The 16,820-nt window shown below is 55.0% G+C and carries 17 protein-coding genes; 9 read left to right on the top strand and 8 right to left on the bottom strand.

What is annotated here, in order from left to right; translation table 11 throughout:
* Positions 1-792: 792 nt before the first annotated feature.
* Both pfkB and ACKGJP_RS25250 read right to left on the bottom strand, forming a co-directional pair.
* Positions 793-1,725, bottom strand: a complete 933-nt coding sequence (gene pfkB / locus ACKGJP_RS25255; RefSeq protein ID WP_409341546.1) for a 1-phosphofructokinase — start codon at positions 1,723-1,725, stop codon at positions 793-795.
* 159 nt (positions 1,726-1,884) lie between these two features.
* Positions 1,885-2,754, bottom strand: coding sequence for a ketose-bisphosphate aldolase (locus tag ACKGJP_RS25250; protein WP_409341545.1), 870 nt, complete (start codon positions 2,752-2,754; stop codon positions 1,885-1,887).
* 318 nt (positions 2,755-3,072) lie between these two features.
* Here ACKGJP_RS25250 and ACKGJP_RS25245 point away from each other — a divergent pair, with 318 nt between their 5' ends.
* From ACKGJP_RS25245 to ACKGJP_RS25235, 3 genes are all read left to right on the top strand, one after another.
* The gene (locus ACKGJP_RS25245) at positions 3,073-3,867 is read left to right on the top strand and encodes a DeoR/GlpR family DNA-binding transcription regulator (protein ID WP_409341544.1); all 795 of its coding nucleotides are present in this window, start codon (positions 3,073-3,075) and stop codon (positions 3,865-3,867) included.
* Positions 3,868-4,030: 163 nt separating this feature from the next.
* Positions 4,031-4,990, top strand: coding sequence for an ROK family protein (locus ACKGJP_RS25240; protein ID WP_409341543.1), 960 nt, complete (start codon positions 4,031-4,033; stop codon positions 4,988-4,990).
* A 289-nt stretch (positions 4,991-5,279) separates the two neighbouring features.
* Entirely contained in the window at positions 5,280-5,996 is a 717-nt protein-coding gene (locus ACKGJP_RS25235) for a hypothetical protein (protein WP_409341542.1), read from the top strand.
* Between the two features lie 93 nt (positions 5,997-6,089).
* Here ACKGJP_RS25235 and ACKGJP_RS25230 read toward each other — a convergent pair whose 3' ends face one another.
* Positions 6,090-7,430 carry a TrkH family potassium uptake protein gene (locus ACKGJP_RS25230; protein WP_409341541.1) on the bottom strand — a complete coding sequence of 447 codons (1,341 nt, stop codon included), beginning with the start codon at positions 7,428-7,430 and terminating at the stop codon, positions 6,090-6,092.
* A 222-nt stretch (positions 7,431-7,652) separates the two neighbouring features.
* Between ACKGJP_RS25230 and ACKGJP_RS25225 the strand changes: the two genes are divergently transcribed.
* The gene (locus ACKGJP_RS25225; protein WP_409341540.1) at positions 7,653-8,180 is read left to right on the top strand and encodes a YfiT family bacillithiol transferase; all 528 of its coding nucleotides are present in this window, start codon (positions 7,653-7,655) and stop codon (positions 8,178-8,180) included.
* A complete protein-coding gene (locus ACKGJP_RS25220; RefSeq protein WP_409341539.1) occupies positions 8,177-8,668 on the top strand; it encodes a hypothetical protein in 492 nt (163 codons plus the stop codon). The genes ACKGJP_RS25225 and ACKGJP_RS25220 overlap by 4 nt, the downstream gene beginning before the upstream one ends.
* Positions 8,669-8,911: 243 nt before the next feature.
* On the opposite strand, the gene ACKGJP_RS25215 is transcribed toward ACKGJP_RS25220, so the two are convergent.
* From ACKGJP_RS25215 to ACKGJP_RS25195, 5 genes are all read right to left on the bottom strand, one after another.
* Positions 8,912-9,040, bottom strand: a complete 129-nt coding sequence (locus ACKGJP_RS25215; protein WP_409341538.1) for a hypothetical protein — start codon at positions 9,038-9,040, stop codon at positions 8,912-8,914.
* Between the two features lie 949 nt (positions 9,041-9,989).
* Positions 9,990-10,499, bottom strand: coding sequence for a cysteine dioxygenase (locus tag ACKGJP_RS25210; RefSeq protein ID WP_409341537.1), 510 nt, complete (start codon positions 10,497-10,499; stop codon positions 9,990-9,992).
* Between the two features lie 185 nt (positions 10,500-10,684).
* Positions 10,685-11,509, bottom strand: a complete 825-nt coding sequence (gene pdxK, locus ACKGJP_RS25205) for a pyridoxine/pyridoxal/pyridoxamine kinase (protein ID WP_409341536.1) — start codon at positions 11,507-11,509, stop codon at positions 10,685-10,687.
* A 206-nt stretch (positions 11,510-11,715) separates the two neighbouring features.
* Positions 11,716-12,471 (bottom strand): class I SAM-dependent methyltransferase, encoded by a 756-nt coding sequence (locus tag ACKGJP_RS25200; protein WP_409341535.1) that lies wholly within the window; start codon positions 12,469-12,471, stop codon positions 11,716-11,718.
* Positions 12,472-12,737: 266 nt separating this feature from the next.
* A complete protein-coding gene (locus ACKGJP_RS25195; RefSeq protein WP_409341534.1) occupies positions 12,738-12,914 on the bottom strand; it encodes a hypothetical protein in 177 nt (58 codons plus the stop codon).
* A gap of 175 nt (positions 12,915-13,089) precedes the next feature.
* Here ACKGJP_RS25195 and ACKGJP_RS25190 point away from each other — a divergent pair, with 175 nt between their 5' ends.
* The 4 genes from ACKGJP_RS25190 (at position 13,090) to ACKGJP_RS25175 (ending at position 16,710) form a co-directional block, all read left to right on the top strand.
* Entirely contained in the window at positions 13,090-13,617 is a 528-nt protein-coding gene (locus ACKGJP_RS25190) for a hypothetical protein (protein WP_409341533.1), read from the top strand.
* A gap of 159 nt (positions 13,618-13,776) precedes the next feature.
* Complete coding sequence (locus ACKGJP_RS25185; RefSeq protein WP_409341532.1) at positions 13,777-14,550, top strand: NUDIX domain-containing protein; 774 nt, start codon at positions 13,777-13,779, stop codon at positions 14,548-14,550.
* A gap of 100 nt (positions 14,551-14,650) precedes the next feature.
* A complete protein-coding gene (locus ACKGJP_RS25180) occupies positions 14,651-15,205 on the top strand; it encodes a cysteine hydrolase family protein (protein WP_409347253.1) in 555 nt (184 codons plus the stop codon).
* Positions 15,206-15,234: 29 nt separating this feature from the next.
* On the top strand, positions 15,235-16,710 hold the full coding sequence (locus ACKGJP_RS25175; protein WP_409341531.1) for a nicotinate phosphoribosyltransferase: 1,476 nt from the start codon (positions 15,235-15,237) through the stop codon (positions 16,708-16,710).
* Positions 16,711-16,820 lie beyond the last annotated feature (110 nt).

The raw sequence follows: 16,820 nt of genomic DNA, 5'->3' as shown, positions 1-16,820 counted from the left end.
GAACTAGATGGCCAAATAGCGATGTCTGATTCACTATTTGCGCAAAAAGCATGCTTTTGCACCGGAATAGTGAAGTTTGATTCACTAATAGTGAATCGAAGTTCATTAAGGCTGACTAAGAATCTGGATAATTAGTCTAACATGTATAATATACCTTAAATTTTCCTGCCTTAGCGAACTACCCAGTCCGCCAAACGGTGAACGAAGCCAATTGCTAGCTCAGACAGACTGCGAACTCAGCCAAACTACGTAACTCAACCAAGACTATGTACTTAGCCAACTATCTACTCATCCGAACTATGTGCTCAGCCAAACTGGGAGCTCAAACTCAGCCAAACTACGTAACTCAACCAAACTACGTGAATCAACCAAGACAATGTACTTAGCCAACTATCTACTTATCCGAACTATGTGCTTAGGCAAACTAAGTAACTCATCCAAACTTCGTAACTCAGTCAAACTACGTAACTCAATCAAACTAGATATCTCAACCAAGACTATGTACTTAGGCCAACTCTCTACTCATCCGAACAATATGCTCATCCAACAAAAGGTGCCAACTCTAGCTATACAATCAACTAGCTCACTAATTCTCCTTCTTTTGGCAATTTCGCATACTGTGTCCAATTGTTTCGTTATCCCCCACATGCAACAGGCCAATCCCAAATGCCAATAAAAGGTAAATATCGTTTGATTAGTCAGGCCTGCATAAAAGAACCCCCAACCCCGCTTCAGCAGCTGTGGGGTTGGGGGTTCTTTGCTAACTTATCGGGAGCAGCCTGCGACTTCCGGCTAGACGATTTCCTCGATCTTCACCTCGCCGAGCAGCCGCTCGACGTCGGCCGGGTTAACCTCGCCGGCCTTGAAGTTGAGCGCGTTCGCGGTCCCGCACGCCGTGCCGAGACGAACGGCGTCGATGGCGGAGCCGCCGCGGGCGAAGCCGACGACCGTGCCGGCGACGAACGAATCGCCGCTGCCCACGGCGTTTACGCAGTCGATGACGGGCGCCTGCACGCGGTAAATGCGGCCGTCATAGCCGAACAGCGAGCCTTTGGCGCCCAGCGTGACGATGACGCAGCCGATTCCTTGCGCAAGCACCTCGCGGATGCAAGCGATCAGCTCGTCTTCCGTTTGCGCCGGCTTGCCGAGCAGCTTTTCGATCTCGTCCTCGTTCGGCTTGATCAAGAACGGCACAGCTTTCACGCCCTCGAGCAGGGCGTCGCCGCTCGTATCGAGCGCTACGATGGCGCCGGCATCCTTGGCGATTCCGATCAGCTCGGCGTAGGTTCCGGAAGGACAGCCTTTCGGCAGGCTGCCGGACATGACGATATAGCGGGAGCTAGAGGCGAGCGCGCGAATTTTGTCCCGCATCGCCTGAAGAGCGGCCTCGTCGATGACGGGACCGGCCTCCAGCAGCTCCGTCTGCGTTCCGTTCTCCGCGTCGATGATATTTAGGCACAGGCGGGATTCGCCATGCGCTTCTACAAAGTCCTGACCCATGCCTTCCTTCTCCACATGCTCCGCGATGTAGCGTCCGTTATAGCCCGCCACGTATCCCGTTGCAGTGACCTTCTCGCCTAGCGCGTGGACGACGCGGGCGACGTTGATGCCTTTGCCGCCGGCAGCGGCGTCCATCTTCTGGACGCGCGACACTTTGTTGAGCGCGAAGCCGGGAGCGGCATACGTTTTATCGATGGCGGCGTTAAGGGTTACCGTTGTAATCATGTCAGCACCTCGCATTATGAGCTTTTTCTGGCATGGAGCGGGCATACCGCTCCGCATGACAAATCCCGGCCCCTGCGAATGAGGCTCGCTAAGGCCGGGATTCAATTATCTTCTCAATGGTATTGCCGTCCGAGCCGTAAACGCTCGATGGTCATGGTTTTAGCGGAAATCTTTTGCTTTTCCTACGCAGCCGGTCATGATCATTTTTTCTTTGGCCAGCGCTTTGACCGCTTCTTTCGCGGGTACCATATATTTACGCGGATCGTTCTCGTCCGGATTGTTGTTGAATACGGCTTTGATCGCGTCGGAGAATGCGATGCGCAGTTCTGTGGCAACGTTCATTTTGCCCATGCCGAGCGCCACACAGCGTTTCACTTGCTCTTCCGGAATGCCGGAGCCGCCGTGAAGCACGAGAGGAACGGCGACAAGCTTATAAATTTGTTCGAGGCGTTCGAACGCGATTTTCGGTTCGCCTTTGTAAATGCCGTGCGCGGTTCCGATAGCCGGTGCAAGCGTTGGAACGCCTGTCAGCTCGACGAATTTGACGCATTCTTCCGGATCCGCCAGCTTCGCATCTTCGTCAGCTACGCTAATGTCGTCCTCGACGCCGCCGACTTTGCCGAGCTCGGCTTCGATGTTGACGCCTGCCGCTTTGGCAACCTTAACGACTTCGATCGTTTGACGCACGTTTTCCTCGAAAGGATGCATGGAAGCGTCGATCATGACCGATGTGTAGCCTTCGCGGATGCAGCGGACGACAAGGTTGTAATCGGTGCAGTGGTCAAGATGCAAGGCGATCGGAATGCCGGCGCGCTTGGCTGCCGTTTGGGCCGCCGCTACGATATAATCGGGGCCGAGATGTTTAACTGTGCCTACCGTCGTTTGAAGAATGAGCGGAGCGTCAAGCTCTTCGGCCGCCTCGACGACAGCTTGCAGCATTTCCAAAGTGTGAACGTTAAAAGCGCCAATACAGTAGCTGTTCGCGCGTGCGGTTTGCAATAGCGATGTAGACGAAACGAGATGACCCATGATGTTGCCTCCTTTTGAATATCGACAGACAAAATGATTGAAACGATCAAAAAAATGATTTAAAATTTCATTAAGTTGATTATAAGGGAGAAAAACGAAAGATGTCAAACAACAAAAAGACGGATCTCGACTCCCGATCTATAGAAGAAGCGTTATCGAGTTCACGATCGTCCTGCAGCCGGACAAGTTAAGCGGCATTGGCAACGCTCCTTTATTGTTTCTCCTTTCCGGCAGGAATAAAACGTGGTTGTGACGAAATCTTGTAACGGGGTTTATCATCATATTCGGTTAGAACCGGTAATACAGGCGGGTGACGATATGCAAGAAGCAGCCTCCTCCAAGGGAGAGCAGCGCCGGCAGCGCATGATGCAATGGCTGAAGCAGAACGGTCGCATTACGATCCAGGAAATCATCGAACAATTCGATTGCTCGGAAGCGACGGCCAGGCGTGATCTCGATATATTAGAAAAAAACGGAAGCGTGATCCGTACGATCGGCGGCGCGCTTCTGGAAGGCTTCCTGTCGGTAAAGGAGGTTTCCTTTACGGAGAAGCAGCAGCGGCTGTGGGTACAGAAGGAAGCGATCGCCCGGAAAGCGGTCGAGCTGATCGAGGAAGGCGACATCATCGGCTTGTCGGGCGGAACGACGACCTTCCTGATCGCTCGTGAACTGAAACGGCGCGAAGGCATTACGGTGGTGACGAACGCGGTCAATATTGCCATGGAGCTGGCCGACAACGATGCGGTACAAGTGGTCGTGATCGGCGGCGTGATGCGAGGCAAGAGCTACGAGCTGTGCGGACCGCTTGCGGAGAAGACGATCGAGCATCTGAACATCGGCAAAATGTTTCTCGGTATCGACGGGCTGACGCTCGAGCAAGGACCGACGACGTATTCCGAACTGGAGGCGCAGACCGCCCGAACGCTGCTCAAGCACAGCCTGCAAACGATCGCCGTCTTCGACCATACGAAGCTGGATCGCGCCTCGTTGTTCTCCATCGCGCCGCTTGAAGCGCTTTATGGCTGCATCACGGACGATGGCGCCGACAAGGACTTCCTGCGGCAGCTCGCAGAGCGGGGCGTACAAGTTTACAGCGCCGAGGTTTCGCTGTAGGGGTAGGGGAGCGTGTATTTTCATTGCGCGCTATTCGGTACCTATTGTAAGATAAACAAGCAGTAACACAGAATGAAACAAGTAAACCATAAAACGCGGCCCGTTCTGCACAATCGGACGGAGCTTGTCATTATTCCTACAATTATTCGGGAGGAACGAACGGATGAGCTATGTAATCGGAATCGACATCGGCGGCACGAATATCGTGTGCGGACTATTGGACGAGGAGTACAATTTGCTGGCAAAAGTAAAGCAGCCGACGGAAGCGGCCAAAGGCAGCGAGCACATCTTTGCCAAAATCAATGCAATGATCGATCAATTGTTCGCGGAGACAGGGAAGGATCGCAGCCTTCTTGTTGCAGTAGGCGCCGGAACGCCTGGATTTATCGACTCGGACAGAGGAGTTTGCCTCTTCGCGGGCAATCTTGGCTGGCGCAATCTTGAAGTGGCGAAGCTGCTCGGCGAGTACGTCAAAGTGCCTGTGTTTATCGATAACGATGTGCGCATGTACGTTTACGGCGAAACGATCAAAGGCTCCGTAAAGGGCATCGATCATGTATATGGCATAACGCTCGGAACCGGTCTTGCATCCGGCATGGTCAACGACGGCAAGCTGTATTACGGCGGCGGCTATATGGCCGGCGAACTCGGCCATGTGCATATAGAAGGCGAATCGACGCCATGCGGCTGCGGCATGAAAGGCTGCCTGGAGACGATCGCATCGGCTACCGGCATCGCTAGACAGGCTCGCGAGAAGATTGCGCAAGGTCAGCCTAGCGTGATGAAGGATTGGTTTCCGGACGGCGATCTGAGCGGCTTGAGCGCGTCGCACGTTTCCAAAGCGTATGACGAAGGCGATCAAGTGGCGATCGACGTCATGAACTATACCGGCGAAGTGCTGGGCAAAGCGCTCGCTTATGCGATTACGCTGTTCAGCCCGAACGCCCTCGTCATCGGCGGCGGTGCAGCGCTGGCCGGCGAGCGGCTGTTCAAGCCGATGCGCGATGCGATTCAAGCGAACGTGTACAGCGGCTATTGGGAAAAGCTGTCTATCCATCAGGGGACGCTGATCGACGACGGCGGCATAATCGGAAGCGCGGCGTTTGCGCGCAGCCGGGTGTAACAAGCGAACGAACCGGCTCTCCTGAACAGGGGGGCCGTTTTTTTTGTGCGAACTCATCGATTGTCCATCGTTATGCACTACCTGCAATGCCGGCAAGAGAAAACAGGCTCCGGTGCCTTAACTGCGAAGGCTCGCTTACTCATGGGCGTTACCCCTTGGAAAGATACGGATGGGGGCTGCGTCATTTTATTGACAGAGATGTTTGATGATTGTGCTTGTAATTGTCTATACTTTTAGTAAGGGCATTTCATCATGAATGCAAAAGCGCCATACAGAATGGATGAGGGATATGATGAAGAATCAACCGGATAAATGGTCCGTCTATATGATGGCGGGCGTTGCGTCTTCCCCTGATTTCATGAACGAATTTCGAGATGGTTGGGAACGGCGGTTCCAGGATGCGGGACATGCCGTTCGCGTTCATATTTTTTATCCTTACGGCGATTGGAGCCGAAGCATGGTCCGTCAACTCAGAGAGGTACGAAGCGATCTGATGGCCGGATTTACGCGTAGAAAGGGCTCTGTAGGCGGCAAACGCGCTTATGAAGCCATCAAGTCGTCTTACGACGGCGGCAATCTGCTGATCGTCGGACACAGCGCTGGCGGATTGGCGGGGGTCCATGCGGCCCATATGCTTGCCGAGGAAGGCCATGAGGAACCGGTACGGGTGGTGAAAATCGGCTCGCCCAAATGTACGATTCCGCTGACCGCCCGCGACTCCGTGCTGATCGTGGATGCCGTAGACGGCAGAGGCAAGGTGAGCGACCCGATAAGCCGTTTAGGAACATGGGCCGGCTGGGAGAGGGGCCGCTTCGGACTGCCGCGCCGCAATTCGCGCTTGTTCGCGCCGGCCTCGATCACGCATGTCTCGATTGTCGGAGGCCATGCCGACTATTTCCGCAGCAGCCATCCGTTTATTGGCGAAGACGGTCAATCCAACATGCAGCTCGTGTCTGACGTGATTTGGTCTTGGCTGCAGCCGACTGGAGAGCGAATACCGGAATGAAAAAAAACGGCGATCGTTTCGCCGTTTTTTATTTGCCCGGAAAATGGTTTCATTACGTACGCTGCATCTTACAGCTCCGACATCCGGCTGTTTTTAACCGATGATGATTTTGCCTTCCGGATGGCGGTACAACTCCTTCTTGGGCTTCGGCTGCAAGGCGAAGGCAAGCGTCACGAGGCCGATCCGGCCGACATACATCATGAAGATGAGGATAAGCTTGCCTGCGTACGTCAGCTCGCCGGTCAAGCCCATGCTCAGCCCTACCGTGCCGAACGCCGAAGCGGCTTCGAACATGATCATCATGAAGTCGTTATTCTGGAAGACGGAAAGCAGCATGGTGGCGGAAACGAGCATAAACACCCCGATCAACGCGAGTGTAATCGCCTTGTAGACGTCGTTGCCGGACATCCGGTAACGGAACAGCACCACATCTTCTTTACCGCGTATCATCGTAACGAGGGCGCCGACCAGAACGGCGAACGTCGTCAGCTTGATGCCGCCGCCCGTCGAACCTGGTGCGGCGCCGATAAACATCATGATAATCATCAAAAATTGCGTCGCCCCGCGCAGCTCGGCAATATCCACCGTATTGACACCGGCGGAACGCAGCGTGACGGATTGGAAGACGGAAGCGAGAATTTTGGAATCCCAGCTGAGCGCGCCAAGCGTCTTGCCGTTCGTATATTCAAAGACGAAAATGCCTACCGCCGCGAGCACCGTCAGTACCGCTGTAGCCGACAGTACGACCTTGCTGTGAAGCGACAGCCGCCTGGTTTTCGGAAACTCGATCAAATCCGTAATGACGATAAATCCGATGCCGCCGAGAATAATGAGCACCATGGAAACAAGATTTATGCCGTAATCGTTGACATAAGGCGTTAAGCTGCGAAATCCGCCGAACAATTCGAAGCCCGCGTTGTTGAAGATGGAGACGGAATGAAAAATGCCGAAGTAGACCGCTTTCCCGAGCGGCATCTCCTTGGCCCAGCGTATGATGAAGTAGAGAGCAGCCGCACCTTCGATCGTGACGGAATATATGAATACCCGGACGATAAGGCGGACGATGCCGTCCATGTTGATTTGGTTGAGCGATTCCTTCAAAATAAGCCGTTCCTGCAGCGACACGCGCTTCTTAAGCGCGATCGCGAACCAGGTCGCCATCGTCATGAAGCCGATGCCGCCGAGCTGTACCATGACCAGCAGTACGATCTGGCCGAACCGCGTGAAATAAGTGCCCGTATCCACGACGATCAGTCCGGTTACGCAGGTTGCCGACGTAGCCGTAAACAAAGCGTCGATGAAAGGCATGCGCTGCCCGCTGGCGGAAGCGATCGGCAGGGACAGGAGAATCGTGCCGATGGCGATTATGAGTGCAAAGCCTCCTGCGAGTACGCGGGGCGGCGTCACTTTTGCATAGTGTTTTAAGAAAGTCAAAGCGAGTTCACCTCATAGCTGAATCGATGTCTTACGATGCATGTCCCATATCAGTAGTTTAAGCTATACTATAGCGTCTGTATGCGGATATTGCCAGCCTTCTTGGGGAAAAAGCAGGTCGAAAAGCCGCGCGAAGACAAATTGCCGGAACAGGAAAGGCATGGTAAGCTTTCCCTATAGGGAGACGCCCAGGCGTCTCGCGAAAAACCGGAGGGATGCCAATTGGAAAGCTTACGATACCCGATCGGAAGGTTTGCCGTCAATGGAGAAATTACGGGGGAGCAGCGGAACGCATGGATTGCACAAATAACCGGCTTGCCTGCGGAACTGCGTATAGCCGTCGAAGACTTAAACGAAGAACAGCTGGATACGCCTTACCGCGAGGGAGGCTGGACGGTGCGGCAAGTCGTCCACCATTTGGCCGACAGTCATATGAACAGCTTTACGCGTTTTAAACTCGCGCTCACCGAAGAGCGGCCGACGATCAAGCCGTATGACGAAGCAGGCTGGGCGGACCTGCCCGATTCCAAGTCGGCACCGGCCGGACTGTCGCTTGCTTTGCTGGATGTACTGCATGAGCGCTGGGCGATACTGCTGAGCGGCATGGGGGAGGAAGACTTTGCCAGGGCGTTTCGCCATCCGGAGTCGGGAATCGTAACGCTTGATCGGGCAGCGGGGCTGTATGCCTGGCACGGCAGGCATCATGTCGCTCATATTACTTCTCTGCGGGAGCGCTTGGGCTGGACATGACGCAGGGAACGGGGATGACGGCTGCGGACGAAAACCTTCATACGGATCGAGCGACGGACGGCGGCAATTCGTTCGACGTGCGGTTCTACGACCGGAGGCTGGACAAATACGTGCTATCGATCGGCGTGTTGATGCTGCCTGGTGCGGCATTCATCGGTCGTATTGCGGACGAAGCTTCGCGAGTTTGGCTCAAGCTGGCTTTCGCGTTCGCTGTCCTGACGGCTGTCTGTACGATCTTGTCCGTTCGCCGCAAGCGCAAAGAGCTTGCCGTCTTCCGTTCGGACGGCATTTGGATGGAGGGGAAGCCGGCCTATCCGGTCGGCGCTCTCGGCAAAATCGCCGTTTCCCCGAAGATCATTACGCTCTACCGGACAGACCGCAAGCTGCTCAGGACTATGGTGCTGGAGGAAACGGACGGTTCCGCGGGAGATCGAGTGCAGGCATGGGCCGAGCGGCTGAAGATTCCGTGCGAGCGGAAGAAGTTCTAACGGCCGTCATTTGACCAACAGCCACACGCCCAGGCCAAAGGAAACGAATATGTACAGCCAGCGCAGCAGCGAATCGAGGGGCGTGTTTCCCTGCTTGTCGTCATTCGGGTCGTCTAGCATGGCATGCACCTCCTAATAGGCAAATAAAAAAGGTACGGAAGCATCAAGCTCTTCCATACCTCTGGTTATCCAGTCGGTTACGTTTGCGATTGCCCCAAATGATACATGACCCCGCGCGAAAAATCAATCCGCAAATGCGGATACGGATTCCTTGCCCTCAGCCGCAGCGGCCTCTTTGTAAACCCTTGCCCCTTGCAGCGGCGGGGAATAGACGTGGAAGCTGACCGCTCTGCGGTCGGACGGGTTGCTCATGTTAAGAAATGCTTAAGGAGTTTTTGCTCATTAAATGAAGTTTTTGTCGGTGTGCGCGAACCCTAAGTTCACATAGTTTCGCTGGGAGGTTCGCGCTCCACGTCCTGCAAGGTTTTATTGGGATTTGATCACTCAATGAATGATTTTGTACCAATGGTGACAAGAGGTTCGCGCAAATTGACTCCTAAAGCCTTGTGTGGTAAGGGTTTTCGGTTACACAAGTTTTACTGAGACTTCGTGGTCGCTCCCCGTGCGGGAGCGTGGATTGAAACCCCATAACCTGATATAGCATATCCCATTGCCATTGTCGCTCCCCGTGCGGGAGCGTGGATTGAAACTTCGGGGTATCGGGCACTTCGATGAAGCCGGTTAGGTCGCTCTCCGTGCGGGAGCGTGGATTGAAACACGTCTGATAGGGATTACTTTAGGAGTAGGTTTACGTCGCTCCCCGTGCGGGAGCGTGGATTGAAACGATCAACCGACGGGTTTTTATCGGCAGATGACCGGTCACTCCTCGCACGGGAGTGTGGATTGAAACGTGGAGGAGTGGATACGCTTTAGTGCTGTTTATCGTCGCTCCCCGAACGGGAGCGTGGATTGAAACATCATCCAAGTAATCATATCGATGCGAGTTATCTATCGCTCCCCGTACAGGAGCATGGATTGAAACTGCAGTTGGCCGATGACCATCGCACTCCATGCCGGTCGCTCCTCGAACGGGAGCTTGGATTGGAACGCCTTAATGTGCAAGCATACGATAATGGGTCATGCTCTCCTTGTACGGGAGCGTAGAATGTGTATCCCTAGCTTACCTAACAATGATTGGCACAGGCAGACGCTCAGTGTACAGTGCCTGCTTGAAGTTCCATGGTGGAACTACGATGAAATAGTCATCTGACTGCAGGGACGTAAATAGAACCAAATAACTCTGATGACCCCGCGCGAAAAATCAATCCGCAAATGCGGATACGGATTCCTTGCCCTTCACCGCAGCGGCCTCTTGGTAAACCCTTGCGCCTTGCAGCGGCGGGGAATAGACGTGGAAGCTGATTGCTCTGCGGTCGGACGGGTTGCTCATGCGGTGCACTTGGTTTTTATCGGCGTGAAAAAAGCCCCCGGCTGGCACCTCTTCCGCGCTAATACGTGCGGCAAGGCCTTCGGTAACCGCGTCGTACTCGGTATTGACGATCGTACCTTCCAGCACCAGCGCGCATCCCACGGACTCGCCGTGGTCATGAATAAAAGTCGAGCTGTTCGCCGGAAGATGAATGACCACGGCTTGAATGGCGTCAGTCGTCCATAAAATGTTTTTTCCGTATGGCAAGCTTTCCGGTTCCGTCACGTAGGTTTCGGCAAAAGCGGGGGAAAAGCGGTACGACTGTACCGCACGCTGCAATTGCTCGGGAGTCGGCCCGCTCATACCGGCAAATAATCGCTGAAGCTCTCTCAAGGATTCCATACGTACCTCCAGTAATTTATCAAAAATTCCTATCGAAACAATAAGAATTTCTTATGAATCGATTATGTTGGTATTGTATGGCCCATCGCTTGAAAGAGTGACAGCAGCCCGGCACGAAGCAAAGAAAAAAGACCTCGGCTTGGAAGGGAGTACGGGCCCTACCAAGCTGGGGTCTTTTCGCGTAATTATTTGGTAACGGCCGCTTCGCCGTAGAGCCGCTCTGCCGCATGCAGCGTCGGGCCGACGAACTCGTTGAGCGGGAAGCTGTGCTTGATCGCGTTCGTAATAAACGATTTGGCGATCGCGACCGCTTCCTTGATACTGCGGCCTTTGGCCAGCTCCGCCGTAATGGCGGCGGAATAGGTGCAGCCGGCTCCGTGCGTATTCGTCGTAACCAGCTTCTCCGATTCGAACAGCTCGAACGTGCTGCCATCGTACAGGAGATCGATCGCCTGCTCGCCCGGCAGCTTGCCGCCGCCCTTGATCAGTACGTATTGGACACCCGATTCTTGTATGATTGCGGCCGCCTGCTTCATATCCTCGAGGGTGGCGATCGCCGGGCGTTTGCTAAGCTGAGAAGCTTCGAACAGGTTCGGCGTGACGATCGTCGCCTTCGGGACGAGCACTTCGCGAAGCGCTACCGCCGTTTCGGGATGAAGCACCTCGTCCGTGCCTTTGCAAATCATAACGGGATCGACGACAACGTTGCCGGACCCGTGACGGACGATGCGCTCCGCCACTCGTTCGATGATGTCGGTGGATCCGAGCATTCCCGTTTTCAAGGCGTCCGCCCCAATGCTGTCGAACACCGTTTCAAGCTGGGCGTCGAACGCCTCGAGCGAGACCGGAAATACGCTGTGCGACCAATCCTTCGGCGACATGGCGACAACGGTGGTCAGTACGGTCATGCCGTAGACGCCGCGTTCCTGGAACGTTTTCAAATCGGCCTGTATGCCGGCGCCGCCGCTCGTGTCGGAGCCTGCGATCGTTAATGCTTTGCGAATGGTCATCGTGGTCTACCCCTTTTTCGGCAATTTGCTGCTGTACCGTCATTTTGACAAATTGCGTACAAGGATGCAAGCCATAATCGTTCTTAAATAGTGGATGTTTCAAAAGCCCCCTTTGATAACGAAGCAGAATGGTGGGCCATTCGACATCGAATCTTGAATTCATCCGGTAAAACTTATGTTTCCGAAGAAGCTTTCCTTAGGAGAATCTAGCCATTACGCCGCAAAATGACATCTTCAAGCCGAAAGTCGGCCTTCGCATCGAGCGGCAGCGCGCTCTTCTCTACAGCGGCGAAGCCGTTGGATACGAACAGGCTGGCGATATGACCGGAACTGCCGGCAGCTTCGACGAGGTCGAAGATTAGCTGGGTCAGCGCGACTTCGCTGCGCCAAATGGAATCCTCCTGCTGGAAAGCCGGCGTATGCGCCCAATTCCAGTCCTCCACGATATAAAAGCCGCCGGCTCGAAGCAGGGGGAATAGCGTCTCGAAGCTTCGTTTGGTCGGCCCGTAGAGGTGGGAAGCGTCATCGAAAACGATGTCGATGCCATCCGGCAGCTCCCTTTGGACGATTTGACTGAGTGCGGACGAATCCGCCTGATTGACGCTCCAATACGTTTTGATGCGGTCCCCCAGTCCGTTATCCGCAACGTAGCGCTGGAAATAGCCGTTTTCCCTGTTAGCCTGCAGATCGATGCCGACGATTTTGGCCGGTTCGAATATTTCGTACCACAGCGCAATGCTGCCTCCCGAGAACATGCCGATCTCGAAGATGCGGGATGGCGTAAAATCCGGCCTGCGTGCGAAAAACTCCCGATACGCATTCATTAAGCCCTTCGTTTTGATCAGCGGTATGCACGCTTCCCCGAGTTCCCAGTCCGCGTTCTTGTTATATTCGTTCCGAAATACAAGTTCGCCCGCCAGCAGTCTGTCCGGCAGCCAAGTCAGCTTGTCAAAATGCGCCATTGCGGCATTCCGCCTTTCCGTACGGTTTCTCTCTTTAAAATATGTGGAAAAGCGCGCCGCGAAAGAGGCAAGCCACCTATCTTTTGATTGCTGCGGGAACAACGGGTTTTCGCGACGGAGAGCCGGAGGCTGCCGGATGTTAACCGCACGGCGCAAAGTGTGCCGCGCAAAAAAAGACGCCGAATGACGGCGTCTCTCTTTCGCAATACGAATGATGCGCGTATCCGCTATCTTTGACGTCAGATGATGGATCCCGCTAGACTGGCTTAGTAGGAGTGTTTATCCTCACGATCCTCGAACGAGTGCTCGATATTGTCGATGATCTCCTCGACTACTTCGCTGACCATGTCGGTCGCCGTAATGTTCTCTTGATCCGGCGGCGTCGGAATGCCCGCGGTTTCGAACGCCGTTTGGTCGGTAATGACCTTGCTGCTGCTCCTCATGCATGCTGCCTCCTCCGGGTTAACGTTCCTTTGCCGATAAGATTTCCCATAAGCAGGCATGCTATTCTTTTCGGTCCCGACCGCTTGGAAAGAAACATTAACGAAGTTCAGACGTATATAACGAGGAAACGGAGTGGAAGGTTATGACATTTCAAGGCGCAAGGGGGGATTTGATATGAAAAGGCTGCTGCCATCGGCGATATTGCTGTTGATCATTTGGGCGGCTCTTACGTTTCAGGACTATAAGCATTCCTATTCCGACATTTCCTTGGCCATTAATAAATACGAAAAGTCAGAGGGCTATCGGATGAAAACGCTGATAGGCGGGCAAGCCTTCGGGCAGGAAGCCGTCTATTTTTACTTAAACGACCGCGATCGGATTGTCGGCGTCGAGTTGGAGAAGGGCATGTTCGGCTGGAAAGTAAGCGGCATGTCTACGGGAACCGGCATGGGTCTAGCGGAAACGGGGCTGGCTCCATTGAGCGGGGGTGTCATACATAACGGCCGCGTCATGTTCGGATTGGCAACGCTTGACAAGTTGGATCGAGTCGTCGTAAACGGAAAGGATGCCGCGCTGCTCTCGCTTGAGGCGAAGCTTGACGACAAAGGGGCGGAAGGCAGATATGCTTGGGCGGTGGTTTTCGACGACGCGCAGCCGTCCTTCAAGCAGGAAGTGCTCGATAAAGACAATCGGATCAAATAGGAATCCCGATAAACGCTGTGCCTCTTGACAACCGGAATCAATAATGTCAAAATGACAATATAAATAAAGCGGCCGGATTCGGTATGCGGTTGGCCTTACTCGCTAGGGCTTCCGCAACGCAGGTTCGGCGGCGAAATAATGAACGGCAGGTGCGATGGCATGAACCAAACGGAGAACGAACGCAACTATTCCGCAGACCGTTACCGGACCCCGGACGGCGCGCCGGCGGATATCGTCATTTTTACGATCACGAAGCAAGAGAAGCGGCCGGGCAAAAAATCGCTCCCCCTCCGCGAGCTGAAGGTGCTGCTCATTCGCCGTAAGGCATGGCCGTTTCAGGGAATGTGGGCGCTGCCCGGAGGATTTTCCAAAGAAACGGAAACAATGGAAGTAACGGCGCGGCGGGAGCTGGAGGAAGAAACGGGCGTAAACGACGTCCATCTTGAATATTTGGGCGTCTACAGCGAGCCGGGACGCGATCCCCGCGGCTGGATCATTTCCCATGCCTATTGCGCCCTCGTGAACGAAGCGCTGCTTGCGCATCGTCAGGCGGCGGACGACGCCGAGGAGGTCGGACTTTTTCCGGTTGACGAAGCGCTGGACAAGATGGAGCTGGCTTTCGATCACCGTACCATTGTCCGCGACGCTTATTCGAGCATTCGCGAGCAGATGCTTACCTCCACGATCGCGAAGCAATTTTTGCCCGAACGTTTTACGCTCGGCGAGCTGCAGCAGGTAATCCGGACCGTGGTGCCGGGGTTCGAGGAGCATAATTTTATACGCAAAATTACGTCGACTCAAAGCCGGAAGGGCATCGTGGAAGAAGTGAAGGATACGAACGGCAGCCCGCTGACTTCCGTCGAATACTCGCAGCGGCCGGCCCAGCTGTACCGGTTCACGGGCTATGAGCCTCCGTTATCCATATACGGGTAAATGATTGGGGCACGGCTGACCGTTGGCCGGAGAACGCGAGCGGAAGCTCGAACATCGATGCCGGGTTGGGCAAGGAATCGCAAACAAGGAGGCGGTTATGGTGAGAGCGTTAATCGTCATTGATTATACGAAAGATTTTGTGGATGGAAGCTTGCCGGTAGGCGAACCGGGGATTGCAATCGAGGAGCGGGTGGCGGCATTGACGCGGGAATTTGCGGAGGCGGGCGACTATGTCGTAATGGCCGTAGATTTGCATGAAGCTGACGATCCGTTTCATCCGGAGACGAAGCTGTTCCCGCCGCACAATATTCGGGGAACGGCAGGCAGAGCGCTTTACGGAAAGCTGGCCGAGACGTACAGAGAACTGGGCGAACGGATTCGCTGGATGGACAAAACGAGGTACAGCGCTTTTTGCGGGACGGATTTGGAGCTCGCGCTGCGGGCCCGCGGCATTGAGGACGTGCATCTGATCGGCGTGTGCACGGATATTTGCGTCCTGCATACGGCGGTCGATGCTTACAATAAAGGCTTCGCCATCACGGTGCATGAGGATGCGGTGGCCAGCTTCAACCAGGCGGGGCACGAATGGGCGCTCGGTCATTTTAAGGGCTCGCTGGGGGCGAACGTCATCCTGGCGCAAACAGAAGAACGATAGACGAACATCGGGGAAAGAGGCGAAGGAAGATGCAAACGAACGGCATGGCACTCCATACCGATAAATATCAAATCAACATGATGTACGCCCACTGGGTGAACGGTACGCATAACAAGCAGACGGTGTTCGAAGCTTTTTTCCGCAAGCTGCCTTTCGGCAACGGCTATGCCGTATCGGCCGGGCTGGAGCGCATCGTGCAGTACATTCATGCCCTGCGGTTCGAGGAGGACGATATCGCCTACTTGAGCGAACAGGAGGAGGCGTATGATCCGTCGTTCTTGGAGGAGCTGCACGGATTCCGGTTTACCGGTTCTCTCTATGCCGTCCGCGAGGGCACCGTCGTCTTTCCGAACGAGCCGCTGCTTCGCGTGGAAGGACGGGTTTTCGAAACGCAGCTGGTCGAGACGGCGCTGCTCAACTTCATGAATTACCAGACGCTCATCGCAACGAAAGCATCCAGGATCAAGCAGGTGGCGGGCGGCGACATCCTGCTGGAGTTCGGTACGCGCCGGGCGCAGGAGGCGGATGCAGCGCTATGGGGAGCGCGGGCGGCTTACGTCGCCGGCTTTGATGCGACGAGCAATATGCTGGCTGGCAAAAGGTTCGGCATCCCGACGAAGGGCACGCACGCGCATGCATGGGTGCAGAGCTTCGGGAGCGAGGAGGAGGCGTTCGAGCGTTTCGCCAAAGCGCTGCCGGGCCAAGTCACGCTGCTCGTCGACACGTACGACACGCTGAACAGCGGCGTGCCGAATGCGATCCGTGTCGGCAAGAAGCTGCGGGAGCAAGGAAAGCGACTGCAGGGTATCCGGCTCGACAGCGGCGACCTCGCCTATTTGTCGCAGCAGGCGAGGTCGATGCTGGACGCCGAAGGGATGAACGACGTCGTGATCGTCGCCTCGAACGATTTGGACGAGAACACGATTTTTAACCTGAAGGCGCAGGGCGCAAAAGTCGATACGTGGGGCGTCGGCACCCAGCTCATTACCGCAGCCGATCAGCCGGCGCTAGGCGGCGTCTACAAGCTGGTGGCGCGGGAAGCGGGCGACTCGACGGGTCAAGGCGAGCCGCGCTTGGAGCCGACGATCAAAATATCCGGCAATCCGGAGAAGGTATCGACGCCCGGCCGCAAGGACGTATACCGGATCGTGGACCGCAAGACGGGCAAAGCGATCGCGGATTACATCTGCTTGACGGACGCCGAGCAGGCGCCGAGCGGCGGCAGGCTGAAGCTCTTTCACCCGGTCCACTCTTACCTGCATAAATATGTGGAAGGGTACGACGCCCAGCCGCTGTTGGAAGCGGTATTTATCAACGGCGTGCAAGCAGCGGAGCTTCCGTCGTTAGACGAGATCAGGGCGCATCACAAGCGCCAGCTGGCGCTGTTCTGGCCGCAATATTTGCGGAAGCTGAACCCGGAGCACTACCGCGTCAACTTGAGCGAGACGGCATGGGAGCTGAAGATGCGCATGATCCACGAGTATACGGCGGGGAAGACGGAGTAGGCAGGAGAACATGGATACGTAAGGTTTTTTTGGAGACCGGTCAAGCGATTGCTTGGTCCGGTCTTTTTTGAATGCTGCGGAAAAGGAGCCGAACGAAAGGGAGTCATAGA

Source organism: Paenibacillus litoralis (assembly GCF_046244365.1).
Taxonomy (GTDB): domain Bacteria; phylum Bacillota; class Bacilli; order Paenibacillales; family NBRC-103111; genus Paenibacillus_V.
Note: the sequence above shows the minus strand (reverse complement) of the source record. Positions and strands in the feature narration are given on the sequence as shown.